Consider the following 17,066-nt stretch of genomic DNA (forward strand, 5'->3'; position numbering starts at 1 on the left):
AAACTTAGGTGCTAACAAAGTTTCATCCCTTGATTTCCAGACTGCTCTCTAAACTAAACTGTTTAGTTTGCACTTGGTGACAGCTTCGCCAGCTCTTCCCCTATACAGGAACAAAAACTCCGTCAAGCTGCTGAAACAGCTAAGCAGGAGGCTGAGGTGGTTCAAGCAAGGTATCGTGCTATTATTGAAGACCAAACCGAGCTGATTTGCCGATTTCTACCAGATACCACCATTGTTTATGTCAATGAAGCCTACTGCCGCTTTTTTGGACTAAAGCAAGGGGCGTGAGTATCAATGGAACAGAAAACCGGGATAAGAAAATTGAGTTGAAAAACTAGAAAAAACCGCCACCATGTATATACATAGGTGAAAGGATTGAAAATGCGTCACTATTCTCGCCTTCCCATGTATATACATGATAGTTTTGTTACATAACTTAAGAACAGAAAACTGGGATAAGCTCTAAACTCTACAACAAATCATCAAATTCTTCACGAGCATCAGGGTCACGTAAGGGACGCAGATCTCCCTTCAAAATGGGTTCTGCCAACAAGAAATAATAACGCCCCAACATATTAATATGCTTGCGTCCCAACGGAGAGAGTCGGGCAATGTCTTCTCGATTTGTCGCTTGACCAAGAGAACTCAATTTATTGACTGCGGCATCCATATAGTAAGTATTCCACAGCACAATCACATTCACAACTAAACCCAACGCCCCCAATTGGTCTTCTTGACCCTCACGGTATCTTTGGTGGATTTCACCCCTTTGACCATGAAAAAGCTTTCGGGATAAACTGTGACGACTTTCACCACGGTTGATTTGAGTCAAAATACGACGGCGGTATGTCTCATCATCAATGTAGGATAGCAGATATAAAGTTTTGCTAATCCGTCCCAATTCACCAATAGCTTTGGCCAAAGTAGAAGGTTGATTACCCCGTTGCAAGGAACGCATTAAATCAGTTGCGTTAACCACTCCCAACTTCAGAGAACCAGCCACCCGCAACATATCATCCCAATTATTCGCAATCAGGTCAGTATTAATCTTGTTTTTCGTCAATCCATCCAGCGCACCATAGTGAGCAGAATTGTCGATGCGCCAAAACCGGGACTCACCAATATCTGCAAGTCTTGGGCTGAACCGATAACCAAGAAGCCAAAATAAACCAAACACGACATCGCTATAACCCGCAGTATCGGTCATGATCTCGACTGGCTGGAGAGGAGTCAATTGCTCTAACAAACCTGACAACAGGAACAGCGAATCACGCAAAGTACCAGGAATGACAATCCCGTGGAAGCCAGTGAACTGGTCGCTAGTAAAATTGTAATAAGTAATACCCTTGCCCACACCAAAATACTTGCTATTGGGTGCAGCATTAATAGTCCTCACAGGAACAGTAAAGCGTAACCCATCTGCCGATGCGACTTCTCCACCACCCCAGATTTGTGCTAGGGGAATGTGAGTTTGGGTATCAACCAATCGCGCATTAGCACGGACGAGAGTTTCTTGACGAAGATAATTTTGCTGCACCCAAGATAATCGTCCACGAGTTAATGCAGGTAATTCAGGACGTACCAGTGGTTCCAAACCAATATTGCAAGCTTGGGCTAGCAATACCGCGCAAATACTAATGTGCAAATCATCAACCCGACTGTTAGCCTGACTCAAATGGGTAAATTCTTTGGTAAACCCCGTCCGGGAATTAATTTCCAGCATTACTTCTGGCAGGTCAACATGAGGTAACATGGCCGCCACTTGCCTTTTGAGCGTTACCAAACTGGGTGGGTCAAGCAGTTTATCTAAAGGAGTTAATACTAAATTATCCTTTCCATCTTTTTGTTCAATGCGTATAGCAGTATTATTCTCAAAGTTAGCCGCAGTCCGCCGGTAAGCCTCATCCAATTCTTGTTTTAAGATAGACAGCGATGAATCAAAGGTAGGCTGCAAGTCTAAAGTCCGACATATACCCGCCCGTTGCGCTGACCATGCTTCATCACTTAGGAGTTTGGCACGGGGGTCACAGTAACGCTGACTTTTTACCACAAACACATCCCGGCGACGCAACGCTGACCTTAAGGATTGTAAGACACAGAAGGTATAAGCTTTACGGTCAATTGTGCCATTGGAAAGAATGCAATACCTTGTCCAACCTTTGGTAATCACCGAAAGTGGTGCAGCACTCATGTCGGGTCGATTTCGACCCTCAATAGAACGTAAAAATAACAGCCCCTCCAAGATATGCGCTGCATTCTCAGTAGAAGAAAACTCAATTTGAAACAGTAGTGAGGGCAGAAAGATACGGAGGGAGCGCCAACGAGACAGTAGCAAATCATAATACTCATCTTCTTCTGGGCGAGCCAATGACTTGACCTTAGCTACAGCCAGAGCCAATTGTGACTCAGTGACTTTAGCAAAGGCGGACATTCTGACATTGATATCCTCACATTCTGTGTCTATCAGCACTTCGACCGCCGACGCTAATTTAAGTGCGGCGGCATCTAAATCTTTTAGCGTCCGCAGGCGTTGTTGTTCCCCCTCCCGTTTAGATTTCGACAACAACCCTTTCACCAGTAAATCAAATAAGTCAATTACATCATCGGTTGCCGTATATTCTAGTAAATGGATAAATGCCAGCAGGGTGGCAATTCGCTTATTATCAGGCATCCGGGCAATGGCTGCCGAGCGAGAAGCGGCTCCAAGACGTGCTAAATATTTCACTCGTGTGGGTGGTATTCTCGATAAATCAATATCACTCATCCCAAACGAGCGTATTTCTGACAAACGATTAATCGCCGCTAACATTGATTTGGCGTTCACGCGAGTTGGAGAGTGACGTAAACGGTCGAGGGTTGAATAACGTGCTTTATCGGGTATAAGTAACAGTTTTTCAAGTGCGCCGACTTGTTGTTGACTGGGGAGCAAAGACAAAACCTTAAAAAGACGGTTGGCGGCTCGTTCACGTACTGATGCCACTAACCTTGCTAGAACGCTCACTCCTGGTAACAGTATTTTCTGTTCTGCCAATCGCGCTGTTGTTAGGTCAAACAAAACACTGGGCGATTCTGGGCTTAAAGTTGACCGTTGGTAGAGCCAACGCACCAGTTTCCAGTGTTCTGGTTGGGAGTGAAATTCTCGATAGCCATAGCGTTGTTTGATTAACGCTGTGTGCTCCCATTTGGTCTCGGAATTTCGGTATTGTTCTAAGCAACTTCCATCCAACTGACCCAATTGAGATGCCAGATAATCAACCACCAAGTCAGGAACGTCCGTTGGGTCAGTTAAAAAAGTTCCTAAAAAGCGGACGGTACATAACTGTAATGCCAAACCCAAGCGATTATGATTTCCCCGCCGTTTTTTAATCAGTTGTAGATCAAGATCATCCAAATAAAAATACTTTGCCAGTTGTTGGGGCGATGGTTCACCGTTGTAACACCCATATCTTTTCTCTTGTTCATCACTTAAAAATTCAACTGGCATCTAGGGAAGGATTTTTTCACAAATTTATTCAGTTTGCTTATAGGATTTGCCACAATGTGGACAAAATTTAAACTTGAGCGACACAATTGGTTCATGACAAGTCAAACATCTAGAACGCAATTGCGTACCGCAGGCAAAGCAATATTTTGACCGTAAAGAAGTCCACATTGGGTCAGGAGTTGTCCCCGGTGTCCAACATTTGGGACAAAATTTGAGCGAATTGATAACTTCAAGTGCTACTTTTTTGACAACAACATCTAAATATTCTTGAGGAATACCTAACGCCGCAGCTAAACCAGATTTTGCTTTTTGATTGAGTCGTGATGTTCCTCCTGCTTCAATTTTGCGGATAGTCTGAACATGGATTCCCGCTTTTGTACTTAACTCCAACTGAGTTAAAGATAGAGAGTTACGGATTCGTTGAATGTAACCACCCAACGTCTCTGTTGGTTGAGGAGCTGCATCGGTCACAGATACATTCATAAAAATATATCTAGTTCGCTACCTATTAATATTAAGTTAATATTTGTCCATGAGTTCAATAATTTAAGTTGCTCAGGTAAAAATGAGTGTTAATTTAGCATCATTAGTCACTCAGTTTTTAGAGCGTCATGGACTGGCTGACTCTACGATTCGCTCTTACGAATCAACTTTAATGCCTTTGCTCCATCTGTACGGTAGTTGGTCACTATCCATTCTTGACCGAGAAATTTTGGTTGAATACCTCAATGATTTAAATAACGTATCATATATCACTCATCATCGCCATCAAGCTGTAATTACAGCCTTATTTAACTTTGCTGTTGAGTGCCGTTATATCAAATCAAACCCCATTTCTCATCTCAAACGGCGTAAACCAAATCCACATATAGGAGAGCATAATTCCGATAATGTTGTGCGATATCTGACACCAAATCAATTAAGTATTCTTGACCAAGCTATTAAAAAAGATGCTAGACTTTCTGCTCTGGTGCATTTACTATATAGCAGTGGAGCCAGAATAGCAGAGATACTGGCTTTGGATTTATCAGATATTGATTTTACTGCTCGTAAGTTTCAAGTTATCGGTAAGGGTAATAAGCAAAGATGGTGTTTCTACAATGAAGACACTGAATTTTGTTTGAATAATTACATCAAATACTACCGTCATCCGAATGTAAATGCTTTATTTACGGCTCAAAAACCAAATCAAGAGTACGTATCTCGTCTTTCTTATGCAACAGCTTACTCTACACTAAAGAACGCAGTTAAAAATATTCCAGAGTTAGAGGATGTTGGTTTTCACCATCTGAGACACACCTTTGCATCCCTTAGGGTAGGAATTATGGGAATTGAGGAACTTCGTGCTTTGATGGGACATGAAAAAATTCAAACTACTCTTCGCTACTCTAAAGTTACTTCACAACGGGCGCAAGAAGTAGCACTTTATGCTTTTGAAAAAATCCCATCTTTAGGGCAATAACTTATCAGTATACATTTAATTTGTATATTACTGCGTCATGATAATTATCATAATTAAAAACTTATCAAGAGAATAGACAATACTCTTGATTGCCAAAATATGGCTTGACAGCAAATTTAGTAAAAAATTACACTCTATTTCTAAATAACCTAGAGATAGCACTTAATATAACTCGCCACCGCGAGCGAAAATTTCTATGACTTCACTTCTGGTTACTTGATTTTTATCGGCTATTTCTAACAGCTTCTCCCATGCTTCATCGGTTAAGCGAATTGATCTTAACCGTTTGGGGGAATCTCCATAATCAGTTTCAAATTTACCATCTGGTGTACGGGGTCGTCTTTGAGATTTTTGTCTAGTGCCTGAATATTGATCCATTGTCCTAAGTTATACATGATGTCTTACTATATCATGTATATACATGGCTGAATGGCTGATTTTTCAAGATTTTTTTTCTTATCCCGGTTTTCTGTTCCGTTGCTACTCACGCCCCTTTTTTGGCTATATCTTATTATATTAATCACCTAGACAGCAAAAGGCTAAATAATCTTGAAAAGCAATCACTCAAAGCCAAAATTAAAATCTTTATTATGGCTAAAGCGACTTTTACTTTTGGCTGTTTGGCTTAGTGCTTTGATACTTTTAATAATTACCTTATTTTTTTCCACCCCTATTGCTAACTGGCTTTCAAATTTAGCTTTTATCAAAATTCTTGATGCTCTTAGTAAACTGGGAGTGCTGATAGGTGTAACGGTTTTTTTACTTGAACTCCCAAAACGAGAAGAAAGAATTCTTGCTGAAAGACAGAGGTCACATTTCGAGTATTGGAAAGCAATCGATGCGGCGGCGGCTTCTGGTACAGTTACTAGCTATGCTAGAAAAATTGCTCTGGAAGAATTAGCCAGTGATGGTGTTTCTCTGCGAAATATAGATGTTCAAAATGCTGATTTAAAACTTATTGACTTAACTGGAGCAGATTTAGTAGGAGCTAATCTCACTGGGGTTGATTTTACTGGTGCAATGCTTGATGAAGCTAATCTCAGTAAAGCTAAACTTTATAGAGCTAGACTTTATGGTACTTCTCTTCTAAAAGCTAAATTGGAAAGTACCGACCTCAGAGAAGTTTTATACGATGAAGACACCAAGTTCCCAATAGGTTTCAACGCAGCAGCAGCAGGATCACACTTAATTGCTCCTCATGTTTCTCTTCAACAAGTTAAACTCTCAAAAGCGATTCTTTGGGGCGTTAATCTTGAAGAAGCTAATCTTGAGGAATCTGATTTTACAGAGGCTAGTTTTCGCGGAGCAATCCTTAAAAATGCCAACTTTCAAAGAGCAAATTTGAAAGGAGCAAAGTTTGGAAATGCTAACCTTGAAGGAGCAAAACTTAAGAACGCCAATATAGAAGGAGCTAATTTTTGGAACACTAAAGGTTTAACTATAGAACAAGTTAAATCTGCCCAAAATTGGGAAACAGCAGAGTACAGTAATAATTTCTGTGAACAGTTAGGTTTATCTCCTCGTTAATGCCATGACAACCAATTTACCTATGAAATTGTCACACTTGCCCAACAGTTTACCATTGGATGGTGCTGTCCGCATCGAGCTAGTAGAAGGAGTGCCAATATTTCGAGCTTCCAGCTTAGTACAGGGCCGAATTGAAACATTATTAATTAAGCAAAAAGAATCTGCACTTACTTTAGAGGAAGAGAAAGAATTAGATGAATATGAAGAATTAGACGATTATCTGAGTTTGGTAAATCGGATGATCAGAAATTCATCGCTAACTCAAAACCAGAGTGAATTATAGGGAATTAGAGATTTGTCTGCGAATCGTTACATTAGTGAAGCTACTCAAAATCAAGTACGACAACGAGCCAAATTTCTATGCGAATACTGTCACGCATCGGAACAGTGGCAATATGTTTCCTTCACTGTAGACCATGTAATTCCTCTTACTAAAGGTGGTGCTAATTCAATTGATAATTTAGCTTTGGCTTGTTTTCATTGCAATCGCCAAAAATCCGATAAACTTAAAGCCTTTGATGAACAGTCATTAGCAGAAGTACCTTTATTTAATCCTCGCACTGATAGTTGGCAACAACACTTTATTTGGTCAACAGATACACTCTTGATTATCGGCTTGACAGCAACAGGACGCGCCACAGTCGCAGAATTAGCATTCAACCGAGCCAGAATAATTAATATTCGTGCTGCTGATAGAGAAATTGGAAGGCATCCACCACCTGATGACCCAATTCAAAGCTGAAAATTTAAAACGGCTCAGACCATCGCTTAACCAAAACTTCCCCAGAACTCCTATCAGGGCTAACGTGCAAATATTTACTCGTAGTATCCAAGCTTGTATGCCCTAAAGTAGCCTGCACCAAATGCACTGGAACACCTTCATCTAAAGCATGGGTAGCATGACTGTGCCTAAACCAGTGCGCTGAAACATTCATGGCATTCTCTAATTCTGCCGCCGCCGCCGCCCGTTTCACCACCCGGTCAATATGAGAAGGGGCTAAGGGTCTACCCTTAGCACTGGCAAACACTGGCGCATCTTTCAACGCCTCACCGCGCAGTGACATTAAGGAGAGCCATAGCTCCTGGGGTACATGGACTCTACGAGTACGCCCACCCTTGCCATAAACATTAATCTGCCCACCGCCCCCACGAGAAGAGATCGCATCTTTCCACCTCAACCCGCACAACTCAGACACCCGAATCCCAGTTAAATACAAAGTCTTTAAAATTAACCGATTGCGCTTGTCAGTCGTCGCCGCAATCATCGCATCTACATCCTCCGGTGTCAGAATACGCTCCACCAAAGTATCTTTCGGCTTGGGCAACTTGAACTGCTTGGGAATCGGGCTGCGAGAAATCGGCGGTTTCTCCAAACTGGTCACATAGGAAAAAAACGCCTTAAGGATATTGAGATGTTTAACCTTAGTCGTGTCCGCTTCCTGAAGCGAATCTAACCATTCCCGGACATGGCGGATCTGAATGTCGGCGATGCCGAAGGCGGGCGAAGCCATCGCTTCCACCGATGTAAAACTTAGAAACTTGTGAATGGTATTTTGATAAGAAGCCCTAGTTTTACCGTGATGCACGTCCAACCACTCTTCTACCAACTCTCTCAGCGTTCTCATACAGGGGATGGGTGTGTGATGAGTAGAAACCTACTATTACACTTCATTATCCCTGGAAAGGTTATTCTTTCGTCAGTGACTCCACACACTTAATTCAGACTTATCAATCGTACTGCCCACAACCCTCATAATCTCGTTGATTGATAAGTTTTACTTAAGTCGCTGGCTGAGTGTGCTGGATACACTATAAAAGCCGGATGTAATACCAAATTTAGGAGCAATTGATATCAATTGACCGAAAAGTGATAGCAACGCTGCCCAGTACCCCCAGTCCAAGATTTTCACCCCTAGTAAACCAGAAACGGCAGTCTACACTAGCTTCTATACTATGTCTATACGAAAACCAATCCGCGAACCGGACAGCTTCTTTACCCACGCAACAAATTTCTTAACCACCGAATCGCCTCACTTGTTGTTTGCTCATTTGCAATTTGAAGGCATTGCTGCACAATTTCTCTTACGTTAGGAAAATAGCTGCTTTCTGTAATTACGTAGTTTTCAGCCTGCAATCTATAAACTAATAGCTGCTTATTCTTTAATAGCCAAACCTCTGGCACTTTATAAGGGAGATAGTCATTAATATCGGTATAACTAGTAACATCTGCCTCAATCACTAAATCTGGTGGAGGGTCACTCTGCCAGTCGATACAGCTTTTACCTACTACGGATCTCCAATTTTCAATGTAAAAGCAAAAGTCAGGCTCAATGCCGCTGACTTCTGGCAAACTCATGGTAATGGGCGTAAATGAATCGTATCTTTGCTCTAAATGATCCAGCAACACCTTTGCAATATCTGCCAGCAAGCTCGCATCTCTTCCATGCTCTGGTAGCGGTGCCATTAGCCAAATCTTTCCAGGTCGATACTTGAGCCGAGGGAAGGCGCGATCTCCAAGTTGCTGACTCAGTACTTGATAGTCTTGCCAAGATCCCAACATCCTAACAACTGTGCCTGGTGGCAACTCGATTCTTTCAGGTGTAATTACAGTGTGCATATTCGCCTGCTTTAAAACTCCAGCTACACCAAAATTGTTGACTGTTTTTGATGACCCTCTGTTACGCGCTCTCCTGTGCAGCAAGCCGAACAGCTTCTACATCAATATTGAGTTGTTGAGCAATCTGTTCTACACTCATCCCTGTTTTTAGTAACAGTGGCACATCCGCTTTCAATATTTTTTCTTGACCCTCAGCTTTCGCTTCCCGATAAACCTTCGTTTCCTCTAAACTTAGTACAAGTCACCGCAAAAAAGGGTTGGAAATAGAGGAGGATATTTTTTTTAGGGTGGCATAAAAATCAGAAATGCAAGGACGTATCTCAAGTATCCAGGCTGAAATGACTGGTGAGCAGCAGGATGTACTAAACATTATATCAGTTTTATTTCGGCTATTTTCACCTTACTACCTGTCCCTTTTCTTATCCCGAATTCAGGTTTTTATATGTAAACAAATTAAAAATTTAATGTAGCAGTGATTGAATCTGTATAATTTCCAACTTTGACATTTTGTCTAGCAGGAATAATGCCATAAATCGTGACAGTGCCAGAGAGGTTAGAACTTGTATAGTGTTGACTATTAGTTCCATTTCCCCAAATAAATTGTCCACCCGCATCTAAATATAAATTATAATTAATTGCATCATTAATACTTCTTAATTCACGTGCATTATAAGCAGCAGAATTACCTGTGCTGAGGTCAATAGTTATTAAAGTAGGTGTGGGACTGGCTAAAGAACAATCATAAGTTATGGTACCAGTAGAAGTAGTGGAGGTATTGCTAAAAACATCATAAGAACCAAAAATGACGCTAGTAGAACTAAAAGAACATTGACATAAAGCTGGACTAATCAATAAATTGCTAGTTATTATTGTTCCTGATATTAATAATAATTTTTGCCCCTTCATTAATTGCCTCTTATTTTTTTAGTAATAAGCATTTTAACTGCCCTAAATTCACTATTAATTGTTCAGACTGAGGAATATTTACTTGAAAATTACAAGTACCTTGAGCATATTCCACCTGAGCTGTGTAGCTTCCAGGCGAAATATTATCTTCTAAATAAAAATTACCTTCACTACCAATAGGAGAAATTATTGGTTTACTAGTGGTATTCACAGTTAATTGACCATAAGCTGGAATTTCTGTTTTTCCTGATGATTCTATAGCAATAGTCCCAATAAAACTCTGAAGACGTTGAACATAAAAGCGCACTATAGCCCCTCCTCTTAAAGGAGGAGCAATGACTTGATCGTTAGCACCAATCTTATAATTAAGAGGAATATCTTCATCTTGCATTTTGATATTATTGCCATAGTATGGAAGTAAGTCTGGTATTAACAAATTTCCGTTCCGGTCAGTCCTTCCCATTTCTTGGTTACTAACATAACCACGTACTCCTTCCACTCCAGGAACTTGCAAGAGGGCAAAACTCTGTGTTACAGGCCGGGTAAAGAAAATATTGTTGCCAATGGCTACAATACTCCCAGATGCGTTCAGTGTAGTTGCTTCTCCTCCCTTGTTATTGCGATCATAGTTTAATTCATATATACCGAAAGGCGCTCGATAGGTAAAACGCGCATTACCAGGAACTTCTGCTTCACTTGGGGTTAACTGAAGACGGTAACCAAAACCCTCCGCAACAGGAGTAGATTTTTGCACAGATAGGGTAGTGGTAGCCTGTTTGTCGTTAATTTGTTCGCTTAAACCAGTACTAGTATCACCGAGATAATAATTAAATCCAATAAATATTTCGTTGTTGGTAGATTCTAAATCTTGAGAACTATGACTAACATTAATAGATAAATTGGTGCGAGCGCTCAATTGAATTGTGCTGTAGAGAGAAAGGCGATCTCTGTGTCCTCTATCGCGTAAATCAGCAGCAGCATATTGTAAACCTACACTCAGACCCCGTGCCAAATTGGAAGAAACAAAAGCATTGTACTCTAAGTTTGGTCTATCATCTGCCGCTTTGAGACTCAAATTTGCATATTGATCGCTGAATAGACGTACAGAACCTCCAAATCCTACACTTCTACTAGAATAGCTATAGGCTAATGATGCTGCTGTACCCGTATTTCCTGATTCATTACTAGCAGCTAAAGATAATTCAACAGCACCAAAAGGTAATGCAGTTGTTAAAGTAGTACCACCACTGATTAAATCAGAAGACGCTTCCAAACGTCCACCAATTGTTAGAGAATCAGTTATACCTTGAGTATATCGACCCAAAAAAACAGAGGAACCGTAATTAAAGCTATCAGAATCCAAATTATCTCTGCGAAAACCTAGATTAAAACTATAGTCAGATAGTCCTGGTTTGAGTAGTCCTGTAGAAAAATAAAATGGTGAATTAATTACTTGTTCTTTACCAAAAGCATCACGAATTACTACTTTGGTTGAGCCATTACCTACAGGTAGCACCAGATTATTTAATTCAAACTTCCCTGGAGGTAAATCTCTTTGGCTAACCCTTTGTCCATTTACTAATACTTCTACTGTAGAAGGAGTAATAACAGCACCAGATAATCCAAATGTTGGTTGACGATTAAAATAAGGATTGAGGTTGAATTCTTTGGATACACTCACACCTCCTAAAAATAGTGATCCTCCTAAATTACCAGAATTAACAAAAGAGTCACCAACTACCCATCGAGTCAAATTTTTAGGATTATTGATAGTAAAATTGGTTAATCCTCTGACAATATTACCGTCTACTTTTCGAGAGAAACTACTATATAATAAATTACCATTGAGGCTGAGTCCAGACTCTCCAAAAAATGTATAACTATTTAACTTTGCTTCATCCAAAGGTATATTGAAAGCATAGTTGAGAAAAGCACTGGTATCTTGACTGTAAACTATATTTTTTGGTAAAGTATTTCCTAGGTTAAGTGAAGTAGTTCCTAGTAATTGAGGTTCGGCTGTTATCCTCAAACTTAAAGATTTTTCGTCAAATTTGTAGGTAATACTAGAATTTAGAGAGCCGAGAGAAACATAAATTTCATTATTAATCGTTTCTTGAACACCAGCAAAATTTTGTAATCCTGCTTTTTCCAGATCCAAACGACGAATTAGAACATCTTTGTCACGTAAAATAACAAAAACTTCCCCTTGAGAAACATCATTGAGCGTTAGTTCTAGTATTGCCTTTTGCTCTTGTACTGCCCATACAGGACAGATCATCAAACTAGATATTAAAAAAAATACCCAGAACAACAAATTTAATAAATGTCGTCCTTTGAAAAATATTGAACCCATTGTTGAAAAAACTGAAATAGATAATTATTTAGGGTTTTTACAAGCCCCTTGAGGTATGTCAAGCTTTTCTGTTAAAACTTTTTGTTCAGTTTTTACCTCTATTAATAAGGTTTGAGTTTTGCTACAATCCACTTGAGGAATATGGAGTTCGTAAGGTTGGGATATACTAGGGAGAATATACCAACCATTTCGTTCCTTATTAAATACAGTCTTACCTGTTATATCTGTGCCTTTAACTCTAATTGTTTGAGCAATCAAATGAGTGTTGCCTATATTCTTTACATTAAAAGATAAGCGACTGTAATTAATATTTACATTATCGATTCTGCCATCTATAACTTGTTGATTTGGTTGTAAAAAAATAGGAAGTCCCATTTTTGTTAAAATTTTAATTCCTGGGTTATTTAGATTAGGTGTTTTTAGTGGTGGAAGCTCTTCTACAAAAATACGGTAAGCTTTTTCAACTGTACTTACAGGCGTTAGAGTTCCCACTCTTATACGGCGTTCTTCCCCAGGATTTAAGGAAAGTAAGCCCGGAAACACAACTATGTCTTCTGTTGCAGTGAGTTGCATTTCACCTTGAGTATCTTGACTCCAAGCATAAGTTTTTATTTGAAAGCGTAAAGTCTCATCACTGGTATTACGTATAGTGAGAACTTGATTAGAAACTTGACTAGATAAAGAAACTTTGACAGGACTTACTTGAAAATTGCTACCCCAAGCTTGTTTCCCTGGAATTATTCCTAGTCCAGCTAGTAAAGCCAAAACTACTAAACTAGCTCTTTTATGATGATAAAAATACATAAATTTAGTTTTGAGATAATTCGATTTTTACTAATTAATTTCTAAATTGAAAATGTGGGCGGATTATTCCACCCAACATAAACAATTGATTCTCATAAATGAGAAGACTTAGTGCTAAAGTTAAGAAACAGTAAACCAATACTGCTCTTACAAGCACTAAAAAACTTCTGGCTAAAAAGTGACAGTAGCCGTAACTGTATCAGTGTAAGCACCTGCGGAAGCATTTTGTCCAGCAGGGATAGAACCGTAAATAATGGTATTTAGAGCTGCACCTGTACCAGTACTCGAAACACCTGTTCCTGCGGTATTTCCCCAAACAGTTGTCCTGTTAGAATCTTGATACAAACTATAGGACAAGTTGTTTCCACCACCATCACTCAGACGACGTAAAGGCGCGGCATCAGTAGAGCCTGCGTCAGCATTGCTACCTTGACCCAAGGTAATGCTAGCGGAAGCACCATTAGTACAAGTTGTTTCGACGCTGCCAGTACCGTCTAAAGCACTGCTGGCATGAGCATTTACTGGGTCATAAGCGCCAAAGGCGAGAGCAGAAGTAGAAATAGTACAGTTAGCTGTAACTGAAGCTGAAACATTCAAGTTAGAACTTGCTGTACCAGCCATTGCAGTCATGGGAATAGCAACAGACGCAAAAACTGAACCAGTAACGAGTAGTGCAGACGCTAGAGTAAAACGACGTACCATAGTAAATGCCTCTGAATTTGTTGAAGTGTAATTTTTGTTAGTGAGAGTCTGGATGACAAACTGAGTTTCTACCTTGGCATTGAAAGCAAATGTAATAAATTATTCTAATCATCTACAAAGTAATGCTGAATATTTAGTACAAATTAATCATTTTGAATTTCTTCAATGCGTTGCAAAAGCTGGATTTCTCTTGTTTTAGCAAAATTTTGTTTTTTTTGCTTGTAACTTATGTTACGAAATATAGGCTAAAAAAAATAACAGTAATTTTTCTGGTTTTTAATTTAACCTTTATTGCGTATTAACACGTTCTTATGCGATTTTATGAGTAACAAAAAGCACATTATTTTGAGTCAAACATCACCGAACAATCTCTAAAACTCCACTAATTCTGATTTCACAGTCATAGTGGAAATTTGCAGTTTAGTGAACTAGGGGTATTGCAACGATGCATAAAAAATTCTGCCATATCGCGTGAAGCAGTTACACAGAGAGAGTTATAACCATATTCAGTCCGTCCAAAAAGATTCAAACCTTTGTGGAGACATTTGCGTGTAGCGCACCGTATGGTGAATATTTGGTCTATAAACCGTCTTGCCTTAACCACTTTCTCAAGTGACATTCTCCCATATAAACAGCGTTTAAATATTTGGTAATAAATAGAGTCCGGTTCCACTAAATTATTGAATTATCAGGTACAAACTGTGATAATTTACTAAAATATAACCCTTAAGTTACTTAACATAAATTTTCTCCTTATTAACTTTAAAGTTGCCCTTACATATCAGCAATTAAGCATCAAAACAAATCAGCTTACCGTTGAAATAGTTGTAAATATCCTCTGGGTTAAACCAGTTTGGCAGTGTGCGATCTGCATCTTTTAATTCCTCACCATTGTCATCAAGCAAGCCACGAACAATCTTGGCTCTTGGCAGCGGTGTTTTACCGTTAGCTGAGAATTTTTGAATGAGAATTGTACCCGCCTCTCTCATTGCTTGTGTCTTTTCTGGATAGCTGGAATTCGTGTCATTGTGAGTAATGCCAGTAACATAAACTTTTGCTTTCCTAGTGTCTGTCAAATGCAGTTTATAAAACTTTTCTGCGGGTTCACCAATCAACGATTTCAGGTTGGTGTACTCATCAATCAGTACTTGTTCAGGCGTTATCTGGACAGATTGCTCTAAATCATTTTTACCTTTAATTCTTAATAGCCAATGCTCACAGAGAGTATCAAGTGCAGTGCTGATATCTGGCTCTGACTCGGCAATGTTTTGAGTCTCGAGATATCGCCATGCTTTTGAATTATCCCCAGTCGCGTGACGGTCAATTAAGTAGTAGATGGGAATTCCTAAACAATGCTTTCTTACAAGAGCTATAGCCGCACTCGTGTAAGTTTTACCTGACCCCTGACGACCGATTAACCACAGGGGGGTTAGGTTGTCGATAATCTTCCATAACCAGCCGTCCTCATGAGCTTTGAGGGCTTGTATGAGTTCATTTGCTCGTTGCTGGTCAACAGATTGATTGCTGTTACTGTCTGCACTCACATCCTTAGTTTTGCCTTCAATGTTGCTGCGTTCCTGTTCAGCTTTAGCTTTATCTCGGAGATTAAGAGCAACGGTTTTATCAGCTACTGAGTCAGCAACTGTAAACTGTTTTTTAGTATTATTAAATTGCAAATCTTCAAGCTCTGCTTGTCGTTGGTATTGTGTCCGTAACTCATCAAGTGAGATATAACTTTCTTCAACTAATTCATTGTCAGCGCGTCTGTCTATATCCTTTTTATGCTTGTCCTTAATACGCTCTGATTCATGTGACTGCAAATCGCGCTCAGTCCTAGTAACTAAGCCTTGGCGTTTAATAGTTGTCTTGAAATCTTCTAGGCGTTGAAAGCTTTCCGAATTGTCAATCTCATCTTTTGCAGCCCAGCAGTAATAACCCATCCAGACTAGAGCAGGTGCAGTTAAAAGCCATAAGCTAGTGTTAGCCGATGGCGCTAAATCTTTAACAATAAAAGCATCTTCGGGAAGTGAGACTAGCTCATTAAACTGTCGTGAGTTCCATACTTCTGTTAGTAATCTGTACTTAAAACGACAGTATTTATTATCGAGTGCTGATTGTGATTCTGCGGGATTATCATAATGCTTCATTGGGCGATTGTTAGCTGTTAGCGGACAAAATCGCACTTCAGTAAATTGATAAGGGCGTGGTGTTTGTCCATAGTAGTAGGCACTTGCTAGTCCTAAAAATACACCAATGAAAGCGCCCGTTTTTAACAATGATTGCGCTTTCATTTTTTGCTAATTGCGTAAACAACGCCGCCAGCTACTAATGCACCGACTACAAAAACAATAGTTTTGTCATCTGCTGGCAGACGGTTAAAGTCTTTTACAGTTGCTTTGATATTCTCGTAAGTCTGATGTGAACGCTGCAATGTGCCGTAGAAATCGCCTACAGCAGTCCACAGAATAAAGCATCCAAATATAGTTTGAAATATAAATTTGATAGCCTTGTCCATGTCCGTAAAAACCCATCCTTCTGGAGATTTGTTTACGGAGAACTCTAATAAATCCCGATTAACTATTTGATTAATTCCCAACACAATAGCGACCGCAGGTAGCAACCCAGACGAGCCTGTAGCTATTACTAAATACTTAGCCAAGCAATAGGAAGTTACACCCCAGCCACAGGACTCAATTCCTTTGAGAACAGCGCGACTGCGATTAAGCTTTTCAATTTCTTTAGCTTTGAATCTTCTAATAGCTTCTTGTTCATCCTGGGTAAATGCAGTGTCAGGAAAGTCTTGATAGAAGCGTGATTGTTCGGTGTCTCCGTCTTGCAGTGAGGTGTCAAGTTCATCTAACATTGTTATTACTGATATGATCATTTCCCCTACTGAGCGCTAACTTAGTAGGGGATTTTGCTATTTGAATTAATCGAAAATCGTAGAAACAGCAGTGCGGAACGCTTGGACTAGTTTGTTAGTCGTGAATGACTTACGAGGCACTAAATCAAGGTCTGCGCTTTCGCCATAAGTCAGCAGATGTTTGGCTTTCTCCATTTCATAAGCCCTATCAGCGTCTAATTGTGCCTTTACAGGTCGGGCTAACTGCCAGGGCAAACGCACCTTAAACTGGCACAATTAGGGTTGACGTTTAATTAAATATATGTGTTTCAATCCATGATTGATTTTGATCATCCATGATCCGTTCTC

The 17,066-nt window shown here is 39.8% G+C and carries 17 protein-coding genes; 5 read left to right on the forward strand and 12 right to left on the reverse strand.

The genetic code is table 11. The annotated features are described in order from the left end of the window. Nucleotides 1-156: 156 nt before the first annotated feature. Complete coding sequence (locus H6G41_RS32705; protein WP_199316451.1) at nucleotides 157-288, forward strand: PAS domain S-box protein; 132 nt, start codon at nucleotides 157-159, stop codon at nucleotides 286-288. Between the two features lie 181 nt (nucleotides 289-469). On the opposite strand, the gene H6G41_RS32710 is transcribed toward H6G41_RS32705, so the two are convergent. Together H6G41_RS32710 and H6G41_RS32715 are read right to left on the reverse strand one after the other, a co-directional pair. After that, nucleotides 470-3,484 (reverse strand): Tn3 family transposase, encoded by a 3,015-nt coding sequence (locus H6G41_RS32710; protein WP_190752386.1) that lies wholly within the window; start codon nucleotides 3,482-3,484, stop codon nucleotides 470-472. A gap of 24 nt (nucleotides 3,485-3,508) precedes the next feature. Further along, entirely contained in the window at nucleotides 3,509-3,967 is a 459-nt protein-coding gene (locus H6G41_RS32715; protein WP_190752388.1) for a zinc ribbon domain-containing protein, read from the reverse strand. 82 nt (nucleotides 3,968-4,049) lie between these two features. On the opposite strand from H6G41_RS32715, the gene H6G41_RS32720 reads away from it, so the two are divergent. Continuing rightward, nucleotides 4,050-4,946: a tyrosine-type recombinase/integrase gene (locus H6G41_RS32720; RefSeq protein WP_190752390.1), complete on the forward strand. Its 897-nt coding sequence runs from the start codon at nucleotides 4,050-4,052 to the stop codon at nucleotides 4,944-4,946. 162 nt (nucleotides 4,947-5,108) lie between these two features. On the opposite strand, the gene H6G41_RS32725 is transcribed toward H6G41_RS32720, so the two are convergent. Next, nucleotides 5,109-5,324: a transcriptional regulator gene (locus tag H6G41_RS32725; RefSeq protein ID WP_190752392.1), complete on the reverse strand. Its 216-nt coding sequence runs from the start codon at nucleotides 5,322-5,324 to the stop codon at nucleotides 5,109-5,111. 171 nt (nucleotides 5,325-5,495) lie between these two features. On the opposite strand from H6G41_RS32725, the gene H6G41_RS32730 reads away from it, so the two are divergent. Genes H6G41_RS32730 through H6G41_RS32740 form a run of 3 tightly spaced genes read left to right on the forward strand, consistent with a single transcriptional unit; the run spans nucleotide 5,496 to nucleotide 7,215 of the window. Further along, complete coding sequence (locus H6G41_RS32730) at nucleotides 5,496-6,473, forward strand: pentapeptide repeat-containing protein (protein ID WP_190752394.1); 978 nt, start codon at nucleotides 5,496-5,498, stop codon at nucleotides 6,471-6,473. A gap of 4 nt (nucleotides 6,474-6,477) precedes the next feature. Further along, nucleotides 6,478-6,756, forward strand: a complete 279-nt coding sequence (locus tag H6G41_RS32735; protein WP_190752396.1) for a hypothetical protein — start codon at nucleotides 6,478-6,480, stop codon at nucleotides 6,754-6,756. 12 nt (nucleotides 6,757-6,768) lie between these two features. Then, nucleotides 6,769-7,215, forward strand: a complete 447-nt coding sequence (locus H6G41_RS32740; protein ID WP_190752398.1) for an HNH endonuclease — start codon at nucleotides 6,769-6,771, stop codon at nucleotides 7,213-7,215. A 4-nt stretch (nucleotides 7,216-7,219) separates the two neighbouring features. Here the strand turns inward: H6G41_RS32740 and H6G41_RS32745 are convergent, their stop codons facing one another. The 9 genes from H6G41_RS32745 to H6G41_RS32785 form a co-directional block, all read right to left on the reverse strand. Beyond that, the gene (locus tag H6G41_RS32745) at nucleotides 7,220-8,098 is read right to left on the reverse strand and encodes a tyrosine-type recombinase/integrase (protein WP_206756965.1); all 879 of its coding nucleotides are present in this window, start codon (nucleotides 8,096-8,098) and stop codon (nucleotides 7,220-7,222) included. 368 nt (nucleotides 8,099-8,466) lie between these two features. Continuing rightward, nucleotides 8,467-9,090, reverse strand: coding sequence for a Uma2 family endonuclease (locus tag H6G41_RS32750; RefSeq protein WP_190752400.1), 624 nt, complete (start codon nucleotides 9,088-9,090; stop codon nucleotides 8,467-8,469). A gap of 453 nt (nucleotides 9,091-9,543) precedes the next feature. Further along, nucleotides 9,544-9,996, reverse strand: coding sequence for a spore coat U domain-containing protein (locus tag H6G41_RS32755; protein ID WP_190752402.1), 453 nt, complete (start codon nucleotides 9,994-9,996; stop codon nucleotides 9,544-9,546). A gap of 10 nt (nucleotides 9,997-10,006) precedes the next feature. Then, on the reverse strand, nucleotides 10,007-12,274 hold the full coding sequence (locus H6G41_RS32760; protein ID WP_242038134.1) for a fimbria/pilus outer membrane usher protein: 2,268 nt from the start codon (nucleotides 12,272-12,274) through the stop codon (nucleotides 10,007-10,009). A 99-nt stretch (nucleotides 12,275-12,373) separates the two neighbouring features. Further along, nucleotides 12,374-13,153 (reverse strand): molecular chaperone, encoded by a 780-nt coding sequence (locus H6G41_RS32765; protein WP_190752406.1) that lies wholly within the window; start codon nucleotides 13,151-13,153, stop codon nucleotides 12,374-12,376. 171 nt (nucleotides 13,154-13,324) lie between these two features. Beyond that, entirely contained in the window at nucleotides 13,325-13,855 is a 531-nt protein-coding gene (locus H6G41_RS32770; RefSeq protein ID WP_190752407.1) for a spore coat U domain-containing protein, read from the reverse strand. A 788-nt stretch (nucleotides 13,856-14,643) separates the two neighbouring features. Next, the gene (locus H6G41_RS32775) at nucleotides 14,644-16,146 is read right to left on the reverse strand and encodes a hypothetical protein (RefSeq protein ID WP_190752409.1); all 1,503 of its coding nucleotides are present in this window, start codon (nucleotides 16,144-16,146) and stop codon (nucleotides 14,644-14,646) included. Beyond that, nucleotides 16,143-16,718, reverse strand: coding sequence for a hypothetical protein (locus H6G41_RS32780; protein WP_190752411.1), 576 nt, complete (start codon nucleotides 16,716-16,718; stop codon nucleotides 16,143-16,145). Before H6G41_RS32780 ends, H6G41_RS32775 begins: the two co-directional genes overlap by 4 nt. Nucleotides 16,719-16,784: 66 nt before the next feature. After that, nucleotides 16,785-16,973: a hypothetical protein gene (locus H6G41_RS32785; RefSeq protein ID WP_206756966.1), complete on the reverse strand. Its 189-nt coding sequence runs from the start codon at nucleotides 16,971-16,973 to the stop codon at nucleotides 16,785-16,787. Nucleotides 16,974-17,066 lie beyond the last annotated feature (93 nt).

This window comes from Tolypothrix sp. FACHB-123, from assembly GCF_014697075.1.
Taxonomy (GTDB): domain Bacteria; phylum Cyanobacteriota; class Cyanobacteriia; order Cyanobacteriales; family Nostocaceae; genus Aulosira.